22 protein-coding genes, 1 tRNA gene and 1 pseudogene are annotated in these 20,586 nt (G+C 36.5%); 16 read left to right on the forward strand and 8 right to left on the reverse strand.

From position 1 onward, the window contains the following. From M0Q46_03285 to nadA, 7 genes are all read left to right on the forward strand, one after another. Window positions 1-737, forward strand: a 737-nt coding sequence (locus M0Q46_03285; GenBank protein MCK9582633.1) for a PLP-dependent transferase, incomplete at its 5' end; no start/stop codon positions are given. A 209-nt stretch (window positions 738-946) separates the two neighbouring features. Beyond that, window positions 947-1,870 (forward strand): cysteine synthase A, encoded by a 924-nt coding sequence (gene cysK, locus M0Q46_03290; GenBank protein ID MCK9582634.1) that lies wholly within the window; start codon window positions 947-949, stop codon window positions 1,868-1,870. A gap of 36 nt (window positions 1,871-1,906) precedes the next feature. Continuing rightward, the gene (locus M0Q46_03295; protein ID MCK9582635.1) at window positions 1,907-2,356 is read left to right on the forward strand and encodes an Rrf2 family transcriptional regulator; all 450 of its coding nucleotides are present in this window, start codon (window positions 1,907-1,909) and stop codon (window positions 2,354-2,356) included. 60 nt (window positions 2,357-2,416) lie between these two features. Further along, a complete protein-coding gene (locus M0Q46_03300) occupies window positions 2,417-3,562 on the forward strand; it encodes a homoserine O-acetyltransferase (GenBank protein MCK9582636.1) in 1,146 nt (381 codons plus the stop codon). A gap of 11 nt (window positions 3,563-3,573) precedes the next feature. Next, window positions 3,574-4,209, forward strand: a complete 636-nt coding sequence (metW, locus tag M0Q46_03305; protein ID MCK9582637.1) for a methionine biosynthesis protein MetW — start codon at window positions 3,574-3,576, stop codon at window positions 4,207-4,209. Between the two features lie 38 nt (window positions 4,210-4,247). After that, window positions 4,248-4,760, forward strand: coding sequence for a ferritin family protein (locus tag M0Q46_03310; GenBank protein MCK9582638.1), 513 nt, complete (start codon window positions 4,248-4,250; stop codon window positions 4,758-4,760). Window positions 4,761-4,809: 49 nt separating this feature from the next. Then, window positions 4,810-5,718: a quinolinate synthase NadA gene (gene nadA / locus M0Q46_03315; GenBank protein MCK9582639.1), complete on the forward strand. Its 909-nt coding sequence runs from the start codon at window positions 4,810-4,812 to the stop codon at window positions 5,716-5,718. Window positions 5,719-5,902: 184 nt separating this feature from the next. On the opposite strand, the gene M0Q46_03320 is transcribed toward nadA, so the two are convergent. The 7 genes from M0Q46_03320 to aroE all read right to left on the reverse strand — a co-directional run bounded on the left by M0Q46_03320 (window position 5,903) and on the right by aroE (window position 10,858). Then, window positions 5,903-5,975, reverse strand: a tRNA-Thr gene (locus M0Q46_03320). A 49-nt stretch (window positions 5,976-6,024) separates the two neighbouring features. Beyond that, window positions 6,025-6,747, reverse strand: coding sequence for a 23S rRNA (guanosine(2251)-2'-O)-methyltransferase RlmB (gene rlmB / locus M0Q46_03325; protein MCK9582640.1), 723 nt, complete (start codon window positions 6,745-6,747; stop codon window positions 6,025-6,027). Then, window positions 6,740-8,128 (reverse strand): cysteine--tRNA ligase, encoded by a 1,389-nt coding sequence (cysS, locus tag M0Q46_03330; GenBank protein MCK9582641.1) that lies wholly within the window; start codon window positions 8,126-8,128, stop codon window positions 6,740-6,742. Before cysS ends, rlmB begins: the two co-directional genes overlap by 8 nt. Before the next feature lies 1 nt (window position 8,129). Next, window positions 8,130-8,615: a 2-C-methyl-D-erythritol 2,4-cyclodiphosphate synthase gene (gene ispF, locus M0Q46_03335; protein MCK9582642.1), complete on the reverse strand. Its 486-nt coding sequence runs from the start codon at window positions 8,613-8,615 to the stop codon at window positions 8,130-8,132. Next, complete coding sequence (ispD, locus tag M0Q46_03340) at window positions 8,615-9,304, reverse strand: 2-C-methyl-D-erythritol 4-phosphate cytidylyltransferase (GenBank protein MCK9582643.1); 690 nt, start codon at window positions 9,302-9,304, stop codon at window positions 8,615-8,617. Before ispD ends, ispF begins: the two co-directional genes overlap by 1 nt. After that, window positions 9,297-10,031: a hypothetical protein gene (locus M0Q46_03345; protein ID MCK9582644.1), complete on the reverse strand. Its 735-nt coding sequence runs from the start codon at window positions 10,029-10,031 to the stop codon at window positions 9,297-9,299. The genes ispD and M0Q46_03345 overlap by 8 nt, the downstream gene beginning before the upstream one ends. Further along, window positions 10,028-10,858, reverse strand: coding sequence for a shikimate dehydrogenase (gene aroE, locus M0Q46_03350; protein ID MCK9582645.1), 831 nt, complete (start codon window positions 10,856-10,858; stop codon window positions 10,028-10,030). The genes M0Q46_03345 and aroE overlap by 4 nt, the downstream gene beginning before the upstream one ends. A 98-nt stretch (window positions 10,859-10,956) precedes the next feature. On the opposite strand from aroE, the gene M0Q46_03355 reads away from it, so the two are divergent. The 3 genes from M0Q46_03355 to M0Q46_03365 all read left to right on the forward strand — a co-directional run bounded on the left by M0Q46_03355 (window position 10,957) and on the right by M0Q46_03365 (window position 13,105). Then, window positions 10,957-11,490, forward strand: a complete 534-nt coding sequence (locus M0Q46_03355) for a hypothetical protein (protein MCK9582646.1) — start codon at window positions 10,957-10,959, stop codon at window positions 11,488-11,490. A 64-nt stretch (window positions 11,491-11,554) separates the two neighbouring features. Further along, entirely contained in the window at window positions 11,555-12,043 is a 489-nt protein-coding gene (locus tag M0Q46_03360; protein MCK9582647.1) for a cyclic nucleotide-binding domain-containing protein, read from the forward strand. Window positions 12,044-12,091: 48 nt separating this feature from the next. Next, window positions 12,092-13,105 carry an AI-2E family transporter gene (locus M0Q46_03365; protein MCK9582648.1) on the forward strand — a complete coding sequence of 338 codons (1,014 nt, stop codon included), beginning with the start codon at window positions 12,092-12,094 and terminating at the stop codon, window positions 13,103-13,105. Between the two features lie 14 nt (window positions 13,106-13,119). On the opposite strand, the gene M0Q46_03370 is transcribed toward M0Q46_03365, so the two are convergent. Beyond that, window positions 13,120-13,752, reverse strand: coding sequence for a DedA family protein (locus M0Q46_03370; GenBank protein MCK9582649.1), 633 nt, complete (start codon window positions 13,750-13,752; stop codon window positions 13,120-13,122). Window positions 13,753-13,942: 190 nt separating this feature from the next. Here M0Q46_03370 and trxA point away from each other — a divergent pair, with 190 nt between their 5' ends. The 6 genes and pseudogenes from trxA (at window position 13,943) to rpmE (ending at window position 20,503) form a co-directional block, all read left to right on the forward strand. Next, window positions 13,943-14,263, forward strand: coding sequence for a thioredoxin (gene trxA, locus M0Q46_03375; GenBank protein MCK9582650.1), 321 nt, complete (start codon window positions 13,943-13,945; stop codon window positions 14,261-14,263). Further along, complete coding sequence (gene trxB / locus M0Q46_03380; protein ID MCK9582651.1) at window positions 14,250-15,230, forward strand: thioredoxin-disulfide reductase; 981 nt, start codon at window positions 14,250-14,252, stop codon at window positions 15,228-15,230. The genes trxA and trxB overlap by 14 nt, the downstream gene beginning before the upstream one ends. A 36-nt stretch (window positions 15,231-15,266) precedes the next feature. After that, complete coding sequence (gene polA / locus M0Q46_03385; protein MCK9582652.1) at window positions 15,267-17,900, forward strand: DNA polymerase I; 2,634 nt, start codon at window positions 15,267-15,269, stop codon at window positions 17,898-17,900. Beyond that, window positions 17,884-18,522, forward strand: a complete 639-nt coding sequence (coaE, locus tag M0Q46_03390; protein MCK9582653.1) for a dephospho-CoA kinase — start codon at window positions 17,884-17,886, stop codon at window positions 18,520-18,522. The genes polA and coaE overlap by 17 nt, the downstream gene beginning before the upstream one ends. Window positions 18,523-18,776: 254 nt before the next feature. Then, complete coding sequence (rho, locus tag M0Q46_03395; protein MCK9582654.1) at window positions 18,777-20,048, forward strand: transcription termination factor Rho; 1,272 nt, start codon at window positions 18,777-18,779, stop codon at window positions 20,046-20,048. Window positions 20,049-20,314: 266 nt separating this feature from the next. Further along, a pseudogene (gene rpmE / locus M0Q46_03400) lies at window positions 20,315-20,503 on the forward strand (50S ribosomal protein L31). Window positions 20,504-20,586 lie beyond the last annotated feature (83 nt).

Genomic DNA, 20,586 nt, shown 5'->3' on the forward strand with positions numbered 1-20,586 from the left:
ATAACACATCATCTCCATACACGCTGCGACCAATAGAGCATGGTGTAGATATTGTTGTTTACTCTGCCACGAAGTTTTTGGGAGGGCATGGTACATCTTTAGGCGGTGTTATAGTTGATTCCGGAAAGTTTGATTGGACTAATGGAAAATTTCCTCTTATAACAGACCCGGACCAAAGCTATCATGGTTTAAAGTTCGTTGAAGCGCTTAAACCAATTGGCAATATTGCCTACATAGTTAAAGCAAGAGTAAATCTTCTAAGGGATTTGGGGCCTGCAATATCTCCGTTCAATGCGTTCCTTCTGCTTCAGGGTGTAGAAACACTACATTTAAGGTATCCGAGGCATTGTGAAAACGCGTTGGCAGTTGCTCAGTATCTTGAGAAACATCCAAAAGTAAGCTGGGTAAATTACCCTGGTTTGAGTTCCAGCCCTGAGAAAAAAAATGCAGATAAATACTTAAAACACGGAGCTGGAGCTATAGTTGGTTTTGGAATAAAAGGAGGAATCACTTCAGGAAAGAAGTTTATTGAATCTTTGGAGCTGTTTTCACATCTTGCTAATATTGGTGACGCGAAATCATTGGCTATACATCCTGCATCAACAACCCACTCTCAGCTTTCACCAGAGGAGCAGGTTTCAACAGGTGTAACACAGGATTTTATTCGCTTATCAATAGGAATAGAACATATTAGTGATATTATCGCCGATATTGAACAGGCATTGGCCAAAGCATAAAAATGTTCTTTTACAACTTAGGAAAGGGTTCAGCGAGAGTTAGGGTACTTGAGCCCTTCGGCAAGTTCAGGGTAAACTCCCGACGAAACGGGAAAACCTAAGGTTTTACATTGTTAGCGGTTTGGCGAAATCATATTAGCCAAACCAAGTATGAAACGAAGCAAATACTAAGTTCCGCCTAGGTGGAACGCGAAATAAGGAGCAATAAAATGTCAAAAATTTATAACGATATAACAAAAACTATAGGCAATACACCGCTTGTACGCATTAACCGAATGAGTCAGGGCACAAGTGCCACGGTGCTTGCAAAACTTGAATCGTTTAACCCACTTTCAAGTGTAAAAGACCGCATTGGTGTTGCTATGATTGAATATGCCGAAAAAAAAGGTCTGCTTAAAAAGGGATCAGTAATTGTAGAGCCGACAAGTGGCAACACTGGTATTTCTCTTGCGTTTGTCAGTGCTGCAAAAGGTTACAAATTAATTTTAACAATGCCAGAAACAATGAGCATAGAGCGTCGCCAGCTTCTAAGTATTTTTGGCGCAGAGCTTGTTTTAACAGAAGGCGCAAAAGGTATGCGTGGCGCGATAGAAAAGGCCGAAGAAATTGCTAAAAACACACCAAATAGTTTTTTACCACAGCAATTTAATAACCCGGCAAACCCAGAAATTCACCGCAAAACCACTGCTCAGGAAATTTGGAATGATACAGATGGTAATGTGGATATTTTTGTTTCAGGTATTGGTACCGGCGGTACAATAACGGGAGTTGGTGAAGTTTTAAAGGCAAAAAAACCAAGCGTTAAAATAATTGCTGTTGAGCCAAAAGATTCGCCAGTACTTTCAGGCGGCAAAGCAGGCCCGCACAAAATACAGGGAATTGGTGCTGGTTTTGTACCAGGGGTGCTTAATACAAAAATATTTGATGAAATAATTCAGGTATCGCATGAAGATGCAGGGATAATTGCCAAGCGTTTAGCAAAAGAAGAAGGCATTTTGAGCGGTATTTCCTCTGGCGCGGCATTGTGGGCGGCACTTGAAATTGCAAAAAGGGAAGAAAACAAAGGTAAAAACATAGTGGTGCTTTTACCAGACACCGGTGAACGGTATCTTTCAACATGGCTTTTTCAATAAATTATTTATAAACTGCAACAAAATTTTAGGGGAAAAATGAAAATATCATTTAAGGGTGATTACGCTTTAAAAACAATACTTGACCTTTCTGTTTCATACAACAAAGGCCTAAGTCAAATTAAAGATATTGCAAAACGCCAAGATATTCCTCTTAAATATTTAGAGCAAATTGTAAGCCAGTTGCGCAGCGCGGGTTATTTAATAACACAGCGAGGTTCAAAAGGCGGCATAGGCCTTGCAAAAGCACCCAAAAAAATAACTTTGGGAGAGATTGTGCGGCTTATGGAAGGCCCGACATCGCCGATAAGTTGTGTAAGCACAACGGCAGGCACAAAGTGCACTTTTGAAAAAGTTTGTGTTTTCAGAGATGTTTGGCTTGAGGTGAAAAACAGAATAAATGAAGTTGTAGATAATACTACATTTGCCGATATGGTTAAGAAAGCAAGAGAAATAAGCCCTGGAGTGCAGGATGATTACTCTATTTAATGGCATAGTGGTAAAATATGGTATAATTCTACTACAAAATAGATATAAAAGAGAGAAAAGATGACAAACTCCGTAGGATTTGTAGAAACAAAATATTTCCAATTTGCAAAGCCGCCAAACGAACTGCTTTTAGAGTCCGGGCAGAAACTTGGCCAAATAACCATTGCCTATGAAACTTACGGGACTCTGTCGCAAAAAAAAGATAATGCCATACTTATTTTGCATGCTTTTTCAGGAGATGCTCACGCCGCTGGTTTTCACAAAGGCGATGAAAAGCCAGGTTGGTGGGATGCAATGATAGGTCCACAAAAGGCATTTGACACAAATAAATACTTTGTAATTTGTACAAATATTATTGGCGGTTGTATGGGCAGTAGCGGGCCATCATCTATTGACCCTGCTACAAATAAGCCATTCGGCCTTACTTTTCCGATAATAACCATAGCAGATATGGTAAACGCGCAAAAGAAAGTAATAGATTCATTTGGTATAAAAAAACTTTTGAGTGTCGCAGGTGGCTCTATGGGCGGTATGCAGGCATTGCAGTGGGTGGCATTGTACCCGGAATTTGTAGCGTCTTCAATACCAATTGCAACTACAATGAAGCACTCGCCGCAGCAAATAGCATTTAATGAGGTTGGCCGTCAGTCGGTAATGGGTGATGTTGCTTGGAACAACGGCTATTATTATGAAGGGACTCCTCCGGAACGGGGCCTTGCCGTAGCAAGAATGATAGGCCATATTACCTATATGAGCGATAAATCAATGCAGGAAAAATTTTCGCGAAAACTAAAAGATGAAAATTATAGTTTTAGTTTTAAGAACGACTTTGAGATTGAGGGGTATTTGCGTTATCGCGGTGATACATTTGTTAAAAGGTTTGACGCAAACTCATACCTTTACATAACAAAGGCAATGGATTATTTTGATGTTTCCGGCAATAAACTTTTACCCTTAGGTAAAAAAATAGATACGCGTTTTTTAGTGATATCATTTACATCAGATTGGCTTTATCCGCCATACCAGTCAAAAGAAATTGTGCAGTATTTAAGCGCACGACAGGCAAATGTAACCTATTGTGAAATAGATTCTTCATATGGGCATGACTCTTTTTTGGTTGAAATTGATGACCAGAGCAAATTGATACGCGATTTTCTAAGTTTTGTTGCATTATCAAATACACTAAAACCCCACTGGAGCCGATAATCCCAATATTTATGAAAACAAAAGAACTCAGATTAGACTATAAAATAATAGCTGGCTTTATAGAGCCAAACTCAAGCGTTTTAGACCTTGGTTGCGGTGAGGGCGATTTGATGCATTATCTTGTCCAAAATAAGGCTACTAAAGTGCAGGGTATTGAGCTAAGTGAAGAAGCAATTTATAAATGCGTTGAAAAAGGTTTAAGCGTTTTTCATGGTGACATAGATGAGGGGTTAAAAGGTTATCCGGATAAATCTATGGACTATGTTGTCTTCAACCAAAGTTTGCAACAGGTAAAAAGGGTGCAGTTTGTTTTAGATGAGGCCTTTAGGGTTGGCAAAAAAGTTATAATTGGTTTTCCGAATTTTGCCAGCATAAGGGCAAGAACTATGCTGTTTTTCCGTGGCAAAACCCCTGTAACAAAAGCGCTGCCATACCGTTGGCACGATACGCCCAACTTACGCTTTTTAAGCATTGCGGATTTTAAGGATTTTTGTAAAGAAAAGGGTATATGCGTGCTAAAAGAGAGTTTTATTACAGATAACAAACAGGTGTTTTTTCTGCCAAATTTATTTGCTATAGACGCGATATTTGTTTTAGAGCCAGACCCGCAAAAATACACGGCATTTAAAAGTAGTAGTGACAAATAATAGTTGTTATGTTTTGAATTATAAAAAGAGGATATGTTATGAAAAAGGCATTAAAGTTTGCTCTAAATTTTGAGGCAAAAGGTGCAAAACTTTACCTTGAACTTGCCGGTAAAACAAAAAACAAATTGGCAAAAGAACTATTTTATTCGCTCGCCCAAAAAGAAATTGAGCATGCAAGAATGATAGACACTATTTATGAAACAATTAAGGGCGGCGGCGAAATTGCCGAGGTTAAATTTAATATGAATGATAAGTTTGAAAATGAATTGAAAGTTTTTTTTAAACAAAATAAAAAAATAGATTTTAAAAAAGATGTCCCAAATCTCGTGGGTTATCAAAAAGCAATGGAAATGGAGAAAATTGGGTATAATATCTATGTTAATCTTTTTGAAAATTCTACCAATAGTGCCCAAAGGCAGTTTTTTGATGCGTTAAGAAGTGAAGAGGCATCTCACCTTGAAGCAATAACCAATGTTTACCGCTACCTTACAAAACCATCTGATTGGTTGCAGGAAGATGAAAGCCATGTTTGGAACTGGATGTCCTTGTAATCTGAAAGATTAGTACCTTATGAATTATTAAACCAACCCTAGATTTTATATGCAAACAATAAAAGAGAAAATTCTAAAACTAAAAAAAGAACGCAACGCTGTAATTATCGCTCATAATTACCAGCCAATAGATGTGCAAGAAATTGCAGATTTCCTTGGTGATTCGTTAGATTTAAGCCGCAAAGCGGCACAAACAAGTGCCGATGTTATTGTATTTTGCGGCGTACATTTTATGGCAGAAACCGCCGCGATACTTGCACCAAATAAAACAGTGTTAATACCCGATGGAACTGCCGGTTGCCCAATGGCAAATATGATTAGCCCAAAAGAGCTGATAGAAGTTAAAGCGCAGCACCCAGGGGCTAAAGTTGTCTGTTATGTAAACACAAGTGCCGAAATTAAAGCGTTAAGCGATGTTTGCTGTACATCATCAAACGCTAAAACAATTGTTAACTCAATGTTGTCAGATGAAATAATTTTTGTTCCAGATAAAAATCTTGGACATTATACTCAGAAAATAACCGGTAAAAAAATGCTTCTTTGGAATGGTTATTGCCCAACACATGTGAAGTTTCAACCAGAGCATATTTTAGCGCAAAAGAAAGCTTACCCGAATGCGAAAGTGCTTGTGCACCCAGAGTGTTTGCCGTCTGTTGTTGAACTTGCAGACCAAGTGCTTTCTACAACTGGAATTTGTGAGTTTGTAAATTCCAGTGCTGATATAGAATTTATTATTGGAACAGAAACAAATATTCTACACCGTTTAAGTAAAGAAAATCCGAATAAAAAGTTTTATCCGCTTTATGATGGCGCAATATGCCCTAATATGCGTAAAAACTCGCTTGAGAAAGTTCTTTTTGCTTTAGAAGAAATGAAAACAATCGTTAGTGTAGACCCCGAAGTGAGCAGTGCGGCAAAAAAGTCGTTAGATAAAATGTTGCAATATATTGAAAAATAGATTTTTTGTCATCTCGAGGAGCGAAGCGACGAGAGATCTTTCTTAAAAGTGCAAATTAAAAACAAGATACCTCATCCAGCCATCGTCGGGATTCGGTATGACACCATTTATACAAGCCTTATTTCAATTATAAAGAAAAACCACTTACGCTAATTAAAGTGTAAGTGGTTTAGTTTTTGTTATAAGCCGACGAGAGGACTTGAACCTCCGACCTATGGTTTACAAAACCATTGCTCTACCAGCTGAGCTACATCGGCACAATTACCTTGTGAAATATTTTACCACAAACAAGCCAATTAAATCAATTTATGCCGTTTTTGTTCTTATAGAGTGTAGTAAAACTGCCGCGGCACAAGAAGCATTAAGCGATGAAACTTTTGGCGAATGTGTTATAGATACAAGTGCATCGCAGTTATCTTTCATAATTTTTCTAACGCCATAACCCTCGCTTCCAATTACAAGCACAAGCGGGAAAGATAAAAATGTTTTCTCAAGTGCTTGTTCACCTGCTTCTGCCCCAATTATATAAAAACCCAAATCTTTTAATTTTCTTAGTGCCTCTGCACTGTTTGAAACCCTTGCTACAGGTATTAGCGCAGTTGTGCCTGCCGATGCCTTTACAACAACATCAGTTATGCCGGCACCACGCCACTTAGGTATTATTACAGCGCTTGCTTCAAACGCGGCGGCATTGCGTATTATTGCCCCAAGGTTGTGCGGGTCTTCAATTTCGTCTAAAACCACAAGAATGCCATTTTTTGCTTCCATTGCTTTTTGCGCCGCTTCTTCAAGTTCAATATATTGCAATGGCGCAATTTCTGCCAAAACCCCTTGTGAGTTTTCAACACCATCTACATCGGCCGCTTCGGATACGACAAAGTGCAATGGGACTTTTTTGTTTTTAGCAAGTTTGATTATTTCTTCAATTATACTGCCATGTGCTGTTTTAGAAATAATAACTTTGTTTACAACAACAGAGTCCGACGCAAGAGCTTCTTTAACTGGGTTTCTGCCAAATATTTTATCCATTAGTTTTTTTATACAGCACAACTGTGCCGCCCGATTTATCTTCAACTTTATAACCAAGGTCTTCTATTTGTTTTCTTAAGTTATCGGAGTCAGCCCAGCGTTTTTGGTTGCGCGCTTCCTGCCTTGCTTCGGATAATTTTAACACTTCTTGTGGGATAGAAGAGTTTGAATTTAAGTTTATTCCAAGGCGATCTTGTAATAGAAGCTTTAATGTTGCGTAAGCATTAGAAAGCCATTTCTTATTGCTTTGCATGCTTGGTAAAAGTGCTTCGTTTTTAAGTTTATGAATTACCGCAATTGCCTTTTCGGTGCTAAAGTCATCGTTCATTGCATTGTTAAAATCATCAACATATTCTTTAATCGGGGTAGCTTGTGCCAAAGTTGTAGTTTGCATTATTTTTTCGCATAGCTCGTCTATTCCTTTGAGGGCAGTTTGTGCCTGTGTAATTTTATCATCTGAAAAATCTATAGGAGAGCGGTAGTGTTGGCTTAATAGAAAATAGCGCACCGCGCGAGGCTCAAACTTTGCAAAAATGTCTTCCAGTGTAAAAAAATTGCCAAGCGATTTTGACATTTTTTCTTTGTTAATCGTAACAAAACCATTATGCATCCAGTATTTTACAAACTGCTTTCCTGTTGCGGCTTCGCTTTGGGCAATTTCATTTTCGTGGTGCGGGAAAATTAAATCTTGTCCGCCGCCGTGAATGTCAATTTGGTCACCAAGCGATTGAGCCGACATTACTGAACACTCAATATGCCAGCCCGGTCTGCCTTTGCCCCACGGGCTTTGCCATGAGCAGTCAGCTGGTTCATTTTCTTTTTTTCTTTTCCATAGCGCAAAATCAAGCGGGTCATTTTTTTCTTCATCAATGCTTACTCTTGCGCCTGACTTAATATCATCAAGAGATCTTTTAGAAAGCTTTCCATAACCGTCAAACTTGCGCACTGAAAAGTAAACATCGCCGTTTTTTTCGTAGGCATAGCCCTTTTCAATTAGCTTTGAAACAAACTCAATTATTTGAGGTATTTTCTCGGAAACACGAGGATACTCATCAGCCCTTAAAATGTTTAGTTTATCCATTTGTTTAAAATAATCCACAATGTTTGCGTTTGCAACTTCTATCGCGCTTAGTTTTGTATCAATAGCGCGCTTAATTATTTTATCGTCAATATCGGTAAAGTTTTGCACATACTTTAATGTGTATCCGCTTTGCATTAGGTGCCTGCGAATTGTGTCAAAAACCACATAGGCGCGTGCGTGCCCAAGGTGGCATTTATCATATGGTGTAACGCCGCAAACATAAATGCTTATATGGCCTTTTTTAATAGGGACAAACTCTTCTTTTTTGCCAGATAAAGTATTGTGGATGGTTATGGTCATATTATTTTTTTGAGTTCACAGCTATTATTGTTGCAATTGCAATTGCCGCAATGCCTTCTTTACGACCTACAAAGCCCATTTTTTCATTTGTTGTTGCTTTAAGCCCAACCTTATTTACTTTTAAATTAAGGGCTTTTGCAATATTTTCTTTCATTTTTTTAATATATGGGGATATTTTTGGCGCTTCACAAATAAGGGTGGAGTCAACATTATTTACAGTAAATTTTTCTTTTTTAAGAATTTTGTTTACTTCCAATAGCAGTTCAATGCTGGAAGCTCCTTTGTACTTTTTGTTTGTGTTTGGAAAGTAATGGCCTATATCGCTTAGTCCGGCAGCACCTAATATGGCATCCATAATAGCGTGCACAAGCACATCGGCATCGCTATGCCCATCTAAGCCATTAGTTTTGCTTATTAAATGCCCGCCTAAAATAAGCTTTCTATTTTTTTTGAACCTGTGCGCGTCGTAGCCAATTCCTGCGAACATTAAATAATCCTTTTTGCCGCAATTATTTTTGCAAGTAGCATATCTTCTTTTGTTGTAATTTTAAAGTTGTTTTTTTCTCCGAGGATTAGAACCGGTTTAATACCAATAGATTCAACCGCGCTTGCGTCGTCGGTTATTTCAAAGTTTTTGTTTTTCTTATATGCGTTTTCAATTAGTTCGCGTTTAAATGTCTGAGGTGTTTGGGCAAGCCAGATGTTTGCGCGAGATAAGGTTTTACTTACCCTAAAACCGTCTTTTGAGTATTTAACTGTGTCTTGCGCGGGTATTGCGGCAATTGCCGCACCATTTTTTTGTGCTGCAATTTGTATGGCACAAATAAGTTTTGTGCTAACAAAAGGCCTTGCGGCGTCGTGGATTGTTACAAATTTTACACTGGACTTAAGCTTTTGCAATCCAGACATTACTGAATTTATGCGTTCATCACCTGATAGAGCAAATGTGAAATTGTATTTTTTTGAAAGTTTGGAGTATTTTTTATGGTAGCTTGTTGGCGCAACAACAATTAACTGCCCAAACAAATTGGTTTTATTAAATGCAATTACACTCCATAAAAAAACAGCTTTATTACCAAGAGATAGGAATTGTTTTGGAGTTTTGCCTCCAAGACGCAGGCCTTTGCCACCTGCGACAATTATTGCGATATTAAAATTTTTGTTAGTTTTACTCATTTGATTTTGCAAAAATCATTTTTCCGCTTTGGGTTTGGTATATAGAGCTAACAGTCGCATCAATCCGTTTTCCAACAAGTTTTTTTGCTTCTTCAACCACAACAACCGTGCCATCGTCAAAGTAGCCAAGCCCTTGGTTTCTTTCACGACCTTCTTTTGCAATAAAAATTTTTATTTCTTCTCCAGGCAGGTAAATTGGTCTGAGTGCTTTTGAAAGGTCTGTTAGGTTTAAAACTTCTACGCTTTTTGTTATAGCAAGTTTTTGTGTTTGAAAGTCAGTAGTAATTAGTGTGCAGTGGTTAATTTGTGCACTGTGTACAAGTCCTTCAATAGTTTTTAAATTTGAAAGGGGAAATGATTTTATTTCAATTTGAAGGTTTTTGTTTTTCTTAAGCTCATCAATTACACGTATTCCTCTTTTTGCAGTATTTTTCTCGGTTTGGTTCGTTGATGTGAGTTTACTTTTTAAGTCATCAACAAATTGTTTTGAAATTAAAATTTTACCGTCAATAAATTTATAAGATGCAAGCTCAAGCACTCTGCCATCTAAAATAGCGTTTAGGTCTAATAAATATAGCGATTTCTTTTTTGCTTTTGTTGAAACTTTTGCAATAAATATAAGTGCAACTATTAGTGAAGATACAAGTGAGTTAGGGATATTGTTTGAAAGTGCGTAGTAAATTGCACCAACGGCAATAATTATAATAACTTTTACTATAAAGTTCATTTCTTCATTGCCTCAATGAGTGCTTTTCTCATAACTTCAACAGGGGCTTTTTTACCGGTCCAAAGTTCAAAGCCCTTTACACCCTGCATTAAAAGCATTCCAAGCCCGCCGCTTGAGATCGCTTTTGCCGCTTTTGCAAGCTTAATAAACTCGGTTTCTCTATTATATATTACATCGTAATAAAAACATTTTTTTGTAAACATATCTTTTGGCAAAACAGATGGGTCACCTTTATGCATACCAATAGGTGTTGCATTTACGCATAGGTTAAGCTCTTCTTTTATTTTTTTAAAATCATTTTGTGTAATTATTTTACAGTTCTTTACCTTTTTTACCAAAGATGAGGCCTTATTGGTATCTATTTCTAAAAGATAAATTCTTTTTATTCCGTTTAACTCTAATGCGGCAGCAATTGCCTTGCCAACGCCACCTGCGCCTAAAAGCAAAGCTGTTTTACCTTTTGGTATAAAACCATTAACTTTAAGGTCTTCTATAAAACCTGGAGCGTCGGTATTGTAGCCGCAAAGAATTCCATTTTTGTTAATTATCGTATTTATGCTGCCGATTTTTTTTGCTGTTTTGTCAATCTTATCTACAAACTTCATTGCCATTTCTTTGTGAGGTACGGTTATGTTTATCGCACATATATTAAGTTCTTTAATTGATTTAATTGCATCTTTAAGTGCACTAGGAGCAACTTCAAACGGGTAGTAAGCATAATTTAGCCCAAGTGCCTTATATGCCGCATTGTGCATATAAGGCGAGAGTGTATGACCAATTGGGTATCCAAAAATTCCTGTAATTTTTGCTTGCGTAGTAACTTTCAAGTGTTTGCTCCAATAGTAAATTTACATTGAAAATTTAGCATAAATACGAGTAAAAATCAAATTTGAAGGCAGAGGTTTTAAGGGCTATTGTTTGCAAAATGAAGTCATTTATTTGCCATGGAATTAACTTTAAAAATTCAGCTAACTGCGTTGATGTTATAAAAGGTTTTGCAACAAATCATATGATGGCTTTTGCAAAAAATCAAAATTTTACAAAAATACTATTAGAGGCTCTTGTTAATGGCCCACTTATTTTAAGGGAGATATTAGTAAAATCCATTGGAGAAAACGAAGGAATGAGCAAGGCAATGTTAAGCTATATCAGGCACTGTATTGTTAAAAAAGAAATTAGGGATGTTAACCCTGAACATCTTATGATAAATATTGTTGGAATGAATCTTATTTATTTTATAAGCGCGCCAATTGCTCTTGGTTTATCTGAAGTTGGTAAATTCCGCCGTGGTATGGGTATAGCTATAATCGGCGGTTTGATAGGCTCAACATTTTTGTCGCTAGTTGTTGTTCCTGCAGTGTTCGATTATATTGATGGTTTTAGGTTGTGGACAAGAAAATTATTTCACAGACCAGCGTTAAGAGAAATTAATAAAATAAACAGTAATATAGAAGTTTAACCTCAATTATGTTATAATAAGCAAAGCAGTCAAACTTTGTAAGGCACAAAATAGCGGAGAGATTATGAACCTATTAGATATTTTTTCAAAAGTTTTTATGGATAAAGAGTTTAAGGAAAATGTAAACTTTTTTAGCACAATAGCTTTGTTTAAGGGGCTTTCTATAAAGAGCCTTGGTAAACTTGTTAGTGTCGCGCATAAAAAAACCTATTTTTCAGGAGAAACAGTTTTTGAACAGGGGCAAGTGGGGCGTGTTCTTTACATTGTAAAATCTGGCGGAGTATCTGTAACTAAAAACGCTCAAAAAATTTCATCTTATAGTGTTGGGGAATCTTTTGGCGAGGTTGCTATGCTTGAAGAACTACCAAGAACCGCAACTATAGTTTGCGATACCGATACAGAACTTTATTTAATTTATAAAGTTAAATATGACTCATTTATTGAGCAGTATCCAAAAGCAGGTTTAACACTTTTTAAAAATCTGGCATTGTCCATATCCGCAAAGTTAAGAAACTGCTTAGACAAATTAGACAAAAGTTTTAAAAAGGATTAATAAGTGCAAAATATTTCCTTGAGATCACTTTTCATTGTTGGTTTCTTGATGACAGCAGTAGGTGTCGTTATATTTTTACTAAAAGGTATTTTATTACCATTTTTGTTAGCTGGTTTACTTGCATATTTCCTCTCGCCAATAATATCAAAGTTACAAGCACTGGGATTTAAAAGACAAGTGGCTGTTTTAATATTGTTTAGTGTATTCCTTGTTGTTTTTAGTGCAACTGTATATTTTATTTTTCCAGCTGTTGTTAGACAAGGAACATCGCTTAAAAACAAAATGCCAGAGTACTCACAAAAAATTAAAAACTCATTTTATAACCTTGAACGAGAAGTGGAAAACAAATTGCCATTTGCTCAAAAAGCAAAGTTTGTTGATGATGTTGAACAAAGAATAAATACATTTATTTATGAACAAAAGAGTCATTTGCCAAGTTACCTGCTCCGGTTTTTTTCTATTTTTTCACTTTTTGTGTTAATACCAATGCTTACTTTTTTTATGCTTTTAGTTTCTGGCGGACTATTTGATAGTATGCTTAGGTATTTACCAACTAAATATGCCGAGCGCGGGTTAGGCCTGCTTTATGAGATAGATGAGATGCTCGGCAGGTATATAAGAGGTCAATTAATTGAGGTGCTATTTGTTGGAATTTTATCTACAATTGGTTTATTACTTTTGGGTATAAACTACGCTTTGTTAATTGGATCTGTTGCCGGAATATTTAATGTGATTCCATATTTGGGCCCGGTTGCTGGCACAATACCCGCGGTTGTAGTGGGTTTTATGGAATATCAAAATTTTGCAATAGTCCTAAAGGTTATTTTAATGTTTATTGTAGTTCAGTATCTTGACAATCATATTATTCAGCCAATTGTTATTGGCCAGGGTGTTAAGTTAAGCCCTGTTGCAATAATATTTTCCGTAATGGCAGGTGCTCAACTATTTGGTTTTCTAGGAATACTTTTTGCTGTTCCTTTTGCCGGTATGATAAAGGTAGTGTTTATTGTTTTATTTAGAAAGCCGGCCATTAGTTCAGATTGTCAGAAAATGCTTCTTTAATTTATTTAATTCAATTACCTGCATCCTTTAATCTTTTTAATTTTATGCCAAATAAAGTAAATAACGAGACCAATCAATAGCGTTCCTATAAGCAATTCGTATTTTCTGTAATAAACTTCAAGCTTGCTCCAGTTGCTTCCAAGTATAAAGCCAATGTTGGCAAGTATAAAAGACCAGATAATAGCGCCTATAAGTGTAAGATATGAAAACTTCCACAAATTCATTTTTGCTATTCCGCAGGGAAGGGAAATAAAAGTTCTTACAATTGGCATCAGTCGTGAAAAAAAAGCAATACTTTCTCCATATTTTTTAAACCATTTCATTGACTTGTCAAACTCATCCTCACTTACAAGAATAAACTTGCCATACTTTTTAATAAGTGTTCTAACAAAGTGTTCTTGCCCCCAAAAGCCAAGCCAGTAAGCAAGCAATGAGCCAATAAGGTTTGCAAACCCGCCAACTAAGCAAAGAGTAAACAGGCTCATCTTGCCCTCTGATGCCAAAAAACCGCTGAAGGTCATAGTAATTTCAGATGGAATTGGAATTAAAGCCGATTCAAAAGTCATAAGCGTAAAAACACCGAAATACCCGCTTGCCTCAATGATTTTAACTATTAAAAGTGTAAGAAATTCAACTATATGATGCATAAGTTCGTGAATTTTAAATGATTTTTCTCTAAAAAGCAAAGTTTATTTATATAAATCTTTAAGATTAATAATTGAAATTTGGTTTAGTAAATATAAAATTGAAAATAAATTGACTTGGGTGTGTAACTTTTATAAAATTACCGAGCAATAAAAAATCTTTCCGAAAAATAATATTTAAATGGAGGGCGCGATGTCAGGTATTGAATTAACCGATTTGAACTTTGATACTGAAGTGATAAAGTCAAATATCCCGGTTCTTGTAGATTTTTGGGCTCCATGGTGCGGACCTTGTAAAATGATTGCTCCTGTAATTGAGGAGCTGGCAAATGAATATGCCTCTAAAATAAAAGTTGGTAAAGTAAATACCGACAATAATATGAATACTTCAACAAAGTATCAGATAGCATCTATCCCAACGATAATTTTCTTTAAAGGTGGCCTGCCAGTGCAGAAAATTGTTGGTTTTAAGCCAAAGACGGAGCTTAAAAAAATATTAGATGGTTTGCTTTAATATGCCTATATCGCCACATCTTCCTGAAAATATTTACGATATTATAATTATTGGCGGCGGTCCAGCTGGTCTTACTGCCGGTATTTATGCTTCTCGTGCCCGTATGAAAACATTGCTTATTGAAAAAATGGGTTGTGGCGGTAATGCCGCTTTAACTGATTGGATAGAAAATTATCCGAGCATGCCAGATGGAATAAGTGGATTTGAGCTTGCACAAAAAATGGAGCAACAGGCAAGAAAGTTTGGCACAGAAATTGTTTATGAAGAGTTTATAAAAGTAAAAGATACCGGTATTTATAAAATTGTAAAAACTACAGAAAAAGAGTACGACGCCATAGCCATAATAATTGCAACAGGCGCGGAATACAAAAGCTTGGGTGTTCCGGGTGAAGAAGAGTTTCGTGGTAAAGGGGTTTCTTATTGTGCAACTTGCGATGGTGCATTTTTTAAAGACAAAGATATAGTTGTTGCTGGTGGCGGGAACTCTGCATTTCAAGAAGCCATATTTTTAACTCGTTTTGCAAAAACTGTAACCATTGTTCACCGTCGTGACACTTTCAGGGCAATGCCTATTTTACAAGAGCGTGCAAAAGCAGATGCAAAAATTAAATTTGTTGTAAACTCTATAATTGAGCGCATAGAGGGAAATGAAAAAGTTGAAAGAATTGTTTTAAAAAATACAATAACAGGCCAAAATAGTGTGCTTAATGCCGATGGTATTTTTATATTTATTGGTTTTGCGCCTGCAACCGAATACCTAAAAGGTGTAATTGAGTTAGACACTATAGGTCATATTATCTCAGATAGTACAATGAACACCTCAAGTAATGGCATTTTTGCCTGTGGTGATGCTCGTAAGAAAACGCTCAGGCAGATTATTACTGCGGCAAGTGACGGTGCAATTGCCGCGCACAGCGCACAGGAATATGTTGAGCACATAAAAAATCAGTATCTCGCCGTAAAATAACCATCCTAAATAAAAAAACTTTTGAAAGCGAACCTTATGCCAAAATTCTACATAGTTGACGGCAATTCTTACATACATAGAGCATATCATGCTCTGCCGCCGCTAAACACAAGCAATGGTGTTGCGGTAAATGCCGTTTACGGCTTTATGCGTATGCTAATAAAAACAATACACAACGCAAAGCCAGATTATGTGGCTATCTGTTTTGACCATCCATCCAAAAATTTTAGACACACAGCATTTCCGGCTTATAAAGCCCATAGAAAAGAGCTTGACCCTGAGCTAATAACTCAAATGCCTATAGCGCGTGAGGCTGCTGCGGCATTGAATTTTCCAGTAGTAGAGAAAGAAGGATACGAGGCCGATGATTTAATAGCAACCCTTGCTTTGTGCGCCAGTAAACAAGGAGTTGATGTTGTAATAGTAACAAGTGACAAAGATGCCCTGCAATTGGTAAATGAAAAAATAAAAGTTTTAGATGATATGAAACATATAATGTACGATGCGCAAAAGGTTAATGATCGCTTTGGTTTGCCTCCAGAAAAGCTTAAAGATTATTTTGCATTAATGGGTGATTCTTCAGATAACATTCCTGGTGTAAGGGGTGTTGGTGAAAAAACCGCCCTTAAGCTAATTTCTACATTTGGTTCCATTGAGGAATTATTCAAAAGAGTAAATGAGCTTGAAGGAAGAGTAAAAGATTTAGTTTCAACGCAAAAAGATATGGCATATTTAAGTAAAGAACTTTTCACATTAAAAGAAATTCCAGATATTTGCATGCCCTGGAGTGAGTGCAAAATGAGTGAGCCGAACCAAGAGGTACTAAAAGAATTTTTGCGTAAATATGAATTTACAAAATTTTTAAATGAGATATATCCGCAAAAAAATAATACACAATTAAATAAAATAACAGCTTTGCAAGAAGAACCAGAAGAGGCATTTTCTCGGTTAACTTGTGATTGTAAAGATATTTCAAGTTTAGATCTGTTTAAAGAAAGTATATGCTCAATGTGTTCTAATAAAACAGTTTTTATAAATTTGGATATTCTTAACGGTGTTGCACTATCAGATTCAAATACTTATTGGCATATTTCAAATGAGTTATTTAGCCACCACGATTTTAAGGAAGTGTTTTCTGAATTGTTGAAAAGCAGTGATGTTTTATTTGTCGGCTATGACCTTAAAAAACTTTTTAAAGTATTTATTGAACATTCATTATCTATACCAATAAATATATTTGATATAGGGCTTGGGGCTTATTGTATTAACCCATCAAATTCCACTTATACTCTTGATGCAATTGCTCAACAGTATTTAAAAGTTAAACTTGAAAAAAATGAAACCGAAATAGAGAATAAATCTGCGCAAAATAATTTATGTGTAAATTTAAAAGCAGTTGTGGGTCTTTACAGTATTTTGCAGCAACAGCTAATCATAAACACATCAGACAAGCTTTTTTATAATGTTGAAATGCCATTAATTGAAGTGCTTGCTCAAATGGAAGAAACCGGCCTGCGTGTAGATAGGGAACACTTAAGCAAACTTTCAGTTATTTTTACTGCCGAAATTTCCAGAATAGAAAAAGAAGTTTACGCTTTAGCAGGAGAGGAGTTTAACCTTAATTCTCCAAAACAGGTTTCGCACATACTCTTTGACAAGCTAATGTTACCACAGTCAAAAAAAACAAAAACAGGCTCATATCAAACCAACGAAGAGGTTCTTTTAGAACTTGCTTCAATGCATGAAATTCCAAATAAAATTTTAGAGTACAGGGAAATAGCCAAATTAAAATCAACTTATGTGGATGTATTAAGTGCTTTGTGCACAGATAGCAATTGCCGCATACGGGCAAATTTTTTACAAACTGGTACAGCAACCGGGCGACTCTCTTGCATAAACCCAAACTTGCAAAATATACCGGTGCGTAGCAAACTTGGTAACGAAATACGCAAAGCATTTATACCTGAGGATGATTTTATTTTTGTATCTTCAGATTACTCACAAATAGATTTGCGTGCTCTTGCTCATCTGTCAGAAGATAAAGGGCTATTAGAGGCATTTAGAAATGGTGTTGATATACATACAGCTACCGCCGCGCGTATTTTTAATAAATCAGAACTTGAAGTAACGCAGAAAGAACGCAGTGCGGCAAAAACAATAAACTTTGGTGTTGTATATGGAATATCTCCATTTGGTTTGTCAAAACAATTAGGTATGCCGGCATCGCAAGCGAAAATATTTATTGAAGAGTACTTCAACCGTTACCCAGGTGTGCGTTTGTGGCAAGAAAAAATAATCGCGCAGGCAAAGGTAAACGGTTTTGTAAAAACACTGCTTGGAAGAAAGCGTTACATTCCAGAAATCAATTCTAAAAATGGCCAGATAAGGGCGTTCGCACAGCGTATTGCTATTAATACGCCGGTGCAGGGAACTTCATCAGATATAATTAAAGTAGCAATGGTAAATATTTATAAAAAACTAAAAGAAAGTAGAATCGGTGCAAAAATGCTTGTGCAGGTTCACGACGACCTACTATTTGAAGTTCCAAAAAAACATTCTGCAGAGTTAGAGGTATTAATTAAACAAGAGATGGAAAATGCCGTTAAACTTTGCGTGCCAGTAGTGGTAGAGATAAAAAAAGGAGGTAACTGGGGTGAACTGCAACAATAAAAAACAATTTTCAAAGAATATAGTTTTGGGCCTTAGCGGTGGTCTTGCCTGTGGAAAAAGCACTGCCGCAAAATATTTTGTAAAAAATGGCGCAAAGTTAATTGATGCAGATTTGATTGCAAAAGAAATTTTAGATGTGTCTGGGGAAGGTTACAAAAAAGTCATTAAATATTTGGGGGTAGAAGTATTAAATAAAGATAGGTCAATTAACAGGGAAATTCTTTTGAAAAGAGTGGCAAGAAATAAAAAAGACCTTAATGCTCTAAATAATATTACACATCCTTTGATACTATCTCAAATTTCAAAAATAATTAAAAAGTTTATAAAAAGTGGCGCAAAACTAATAGTTGTTGACGCTCCGTTACTTTTTGAGAGTGGGCTTAATAAGAAGGTTGATTTTACTGTTGTTGTTAGTTCAAAGTTAATTAAGCGCATTGAGCGTATTTGTGAGTCAAACAAAATGTCCATCAGTGTGTTCAATAAGCTTCGTAGGGTGCAAATGCCTTTAAAAGAAAAATGCAAACTCGCCGACTTTATAATTTTAAATAATGAGAGCCTTTCTTATTTAGAAAACCAAGTAAAAAATATAACAAAGCTCTTGCTTAATAGATATGCTAAGTAGTAATAATTTGTAAATATGTTATTTTAATTTGACAAAAAAAATAAATTTTGTATAATCAGTGCGCAGTTAACTTTTCAAGTTGTTTCTTCTAAAAATAATCTTAACATCTTTGAAACATTATCAGTTCAAAAAATCAAAAAAATATTTAATGTATAAAACTGCGAAATCCGGGTTAAAACCGCAAAACAAAATCTACCTGTGAACCTAAACCTTAAAAACTCAAAAAAAAGCTGGAGGCTTTAATGGAGAAATCCTTGGATGTTAGCGTTTTGTCTAAACGCACGATGAGCGAACTTGCAACAATCGCGAAAGATCTTAAAATTGAAACTGTTACAGGGCTTAGAAAACAAGAGCTAATCGCAAAAATTCTTGAAGCCCAAACAAAAGAAAATAATTTGGTTTACGATGAGGGAGTTCTTGAAATTCTTCCAGATGGGTTTGGTTTTTTGCGCTCACCAAATTACAATTATCTTCCAGGTCCAGATGATATATATGTTTCTCCTTCACAAATAAAAAAGTTTGCTTTGCGCAAAGGTGACACAGTTGCCGGTTATGTGCGCCCTCCAAAAGAGCAGGAGAGGTTTTTTGCTCTTTTGCAAGTAAAATCTGTAAACGGTCAGGACTTAGAAAATATTCGTGAGCGCTCACTCTTTGATAACCTTACCCCGCTTTATCCAAACAGAAGAATTATTCTTGAAACCACAAAAGATGAAATGTCAACAAGGATTTTAGACCTTATTGCGCCAATTGGTATGGGGCAAAGAATGCTCATTAATGCTGCTCCAAAGACCGGCAAAACCGTTCTTATTCAAAAAATTGCAAACGCAATAACACAAAACCATCCTGAAATTGTGCTTATGGTTTTACTCATAGATGAAAGGCCTGAAGAGGTTACCGATATGCAGCGCTCTGTTAAAGGAGAGGTTATATCTTCAACTTTTGACGAACCGGCTGAAAGGCATATCCAGGTAGCTGAAATGGTTATTGAAAAGGCAAAAAGATTAGTTGAGCATGCGAGAGATGTTGTTATTCTTCTTGACTCGGTAACACGCCTTGCAAGAGCATACAATACCACAATGCCTTCAAGCGGCAGGGTGCTTTCTGGTGGTTTAGATTCAAATGCCCTGCAGAGGCCAAAACGGTTTTTTGGCGCGGCAAGAAACATTGAAGAGGGCGGTAGTTTAACAATTATCGCAACTTCATTAATTGAAACTGGCAGTAGAATGGATGATGTTATTTTTGAAGAGTTCAAAGGCACAGGCAATAGCGAAGTTTACCTTGATAGAAAACTTGCGGAAAGGCGTACTTTCCCTGCAATGGATATTACCCGCTCAGGAACCAGAAAAGAGGAATTGTTACTTTCTGAAAATGAGTTAAATAAAATATGGGTTCTGCGTAAAATACTTCCAAACAGCGCAGTAGATGCCATGAATTTTGTTTTAGAAAGAATGATGGCCACAAAATCAAATAAAGATTTCATTAAAACTATGGAAGAGTCAAGTTTTGCCGCAGTTAAGCATGGTTAGTTTTTATTGACAATCTAGTCGTTTTTTGCAATAATTTGCCAGTAAAAAGCCACGCCGCAAAGGCGGGGTGTGACATAAATGTTTTCTTACAACTTAGGAAAGGGTTTAGCGTAGTCCCGCTGTTGGCGGGACAAGCGACGATGTAATGGGAAAACCATGGGTTTTCCCTTGTAGAGTGGTTTGGCGAAATCATATTAGCCAAACCAAGTATGAACGAAGTGAATACTAAGTCCACCGACAGGTGAGACGCGATATAGGAGCTTGTAATGCGCGAAGGAATACACCCAGAATATGTTGATTCAATCGTAACCTGTGCTTGTGGTTACACTTTTAAAACCCGTTCCACAAAGCCAGTCATTCGCCTTGAAATTTGCTCTAATTGCCATCCATTTTTCACTGGTAAGCAAAAACTTCTTGACAGTGCCGGCCGTGTTGAGCGCTTCCAAAAGCGTTTTGCGAAAACAGATGGGAAAACAGTTGTGAAAAAAGTAGATGAAACAAAGAAAAGAGTGCAAAAAGTTCCTAAGGGTAAAGTTTT

Source organism: Endomicrobiales bacterium (assembly GCA_023228045.1).
GTDB lineage: Bacteria > Elusimicrobiota > Endomicrobiia > Endomicrobiales > JALOBY01 > JALOBY01.

Excerpts from the sequence above, each read along its gene's own strand:
- cysK (MCK9582634.1), top strand. The coding sequence starts at position 947 with ATGTCAAAAATTTATAACGATATAACAAAAACTATAGGCAATACACCG.
- M0Q46_03295 (MCK9582635.1), top strand. The coding sequence starts at position 1,907 with ATGAAAATATCATTTAAGGGTGATTACGCTTTAAAAACAATACTTGAC.
- M0Q46_03300 (MCK9582636.1), top strand. The coding sequence starts at position 2,417 with ATGACAAACTCCGTAGGATTTGTAGAAACAAAATATTTCCAATTTGCA.
- metW (MCK9582637.1), top strand. The coding sequence starts at position 3,574 with ATGAAAACAAAAGAACTCAGATTAGACTATAAAATAATAGCTGGCTTT.
- M0Q46_03310 (MCK9582638.1), top strand. The coding sequence starts at position 4,248 with ATGAAAAAGGCATTAAAGTTTGCTCTAAATTTTGAGGCAAAAGGTGCA.
- nadA (MCK9582639.1), top strand. The coding sequence starts at position 4,810 with ATGCAAACAATAAAAGAGAAAATTCTAAAACTAAAAAAAGAACGCAAC.
- rlmB (MCK9582640.1), bottom strand. The coding sequence starts at position 6,747 with ATGGATAAAATATTTGGCAGAAACCCAGTTAAAGAAGCTCTTGCGTCG.
- cysS (MCK9582641.1), bottom strand. The coding sequence starts at position 8,128 with ATGACCATAACCATCCACAATACTTTATCTGGCAAAAAAGAAGAGTTT.
- ispF (MCK9582642.1), bottom strand. The coding sequence starts at position 8,615 with ATGTTCGCAGGAATTGGCTACGACGCGCACAGGTTCAAAAAAAATAGA.
- ispD (MCK9582643.1), bottom strand. The coding sequence starts at position 9,304 with ATGAGTAAAACTAACAAAAATTTTAATATCGCAATAATTGTCGCAGGT.
- M0Q46_03345 (MCK9582644.1), bottom strand. The coding sequence starts at position 10,031 with ATGAACTTTATAGTAAAAGTTATTATAATTATTGCCGTTGGTGCAATT.
- M0Q46_03355 (MCK9582646.1), top strand. The coding sequence starts at position 10,957 with ATGAAGTCATTTATTTGCCATGGAATTAACTTTAAAAATTCAGCTAAC.
- M0Q46_03360 (MCK9582647.1), top strand. The coding sequence starts at position 11,555 with ATGAACCTATTAGATATTTTTTCAAAAGTTTTTATGGATAAAGAGTTT.
- M0Q46_03365 (MCK9582648.1), top strand. The coding sequence starts at position 12,092 with ATGACAGCAGTAGGTGTCGTTATATTTTTACTAAAAGGTATTTTATTA.
- M0Q46_03370 (MCK9582649.1), bottom strand. The coding sequence starts at position 13,752 with ATGCATCATATAGTTGAATTTCTTACACTTTTAATAGTTAAAATCATT.
- trxA (MCK9582650.1), top strand. The coding sequence starts at position 13,943 with ATGTCAGGTATTGAATTAACCGATTTGAACTTTGATACTGAAGTGATA.
- trxB (MCK9582651.1), top strand. The coding sequence starts at position 14,250 with ATGGTTTGCTTTAATATGCCTATATCGCCACATCTTCCTGAAAATATT.
- polA (MCK9582652.1), top strand. The coding sequence starts at position 15,267 with ATGCCAAAATTCTACATAGTTGACGGCAATTCTTACATACATAGAGCA.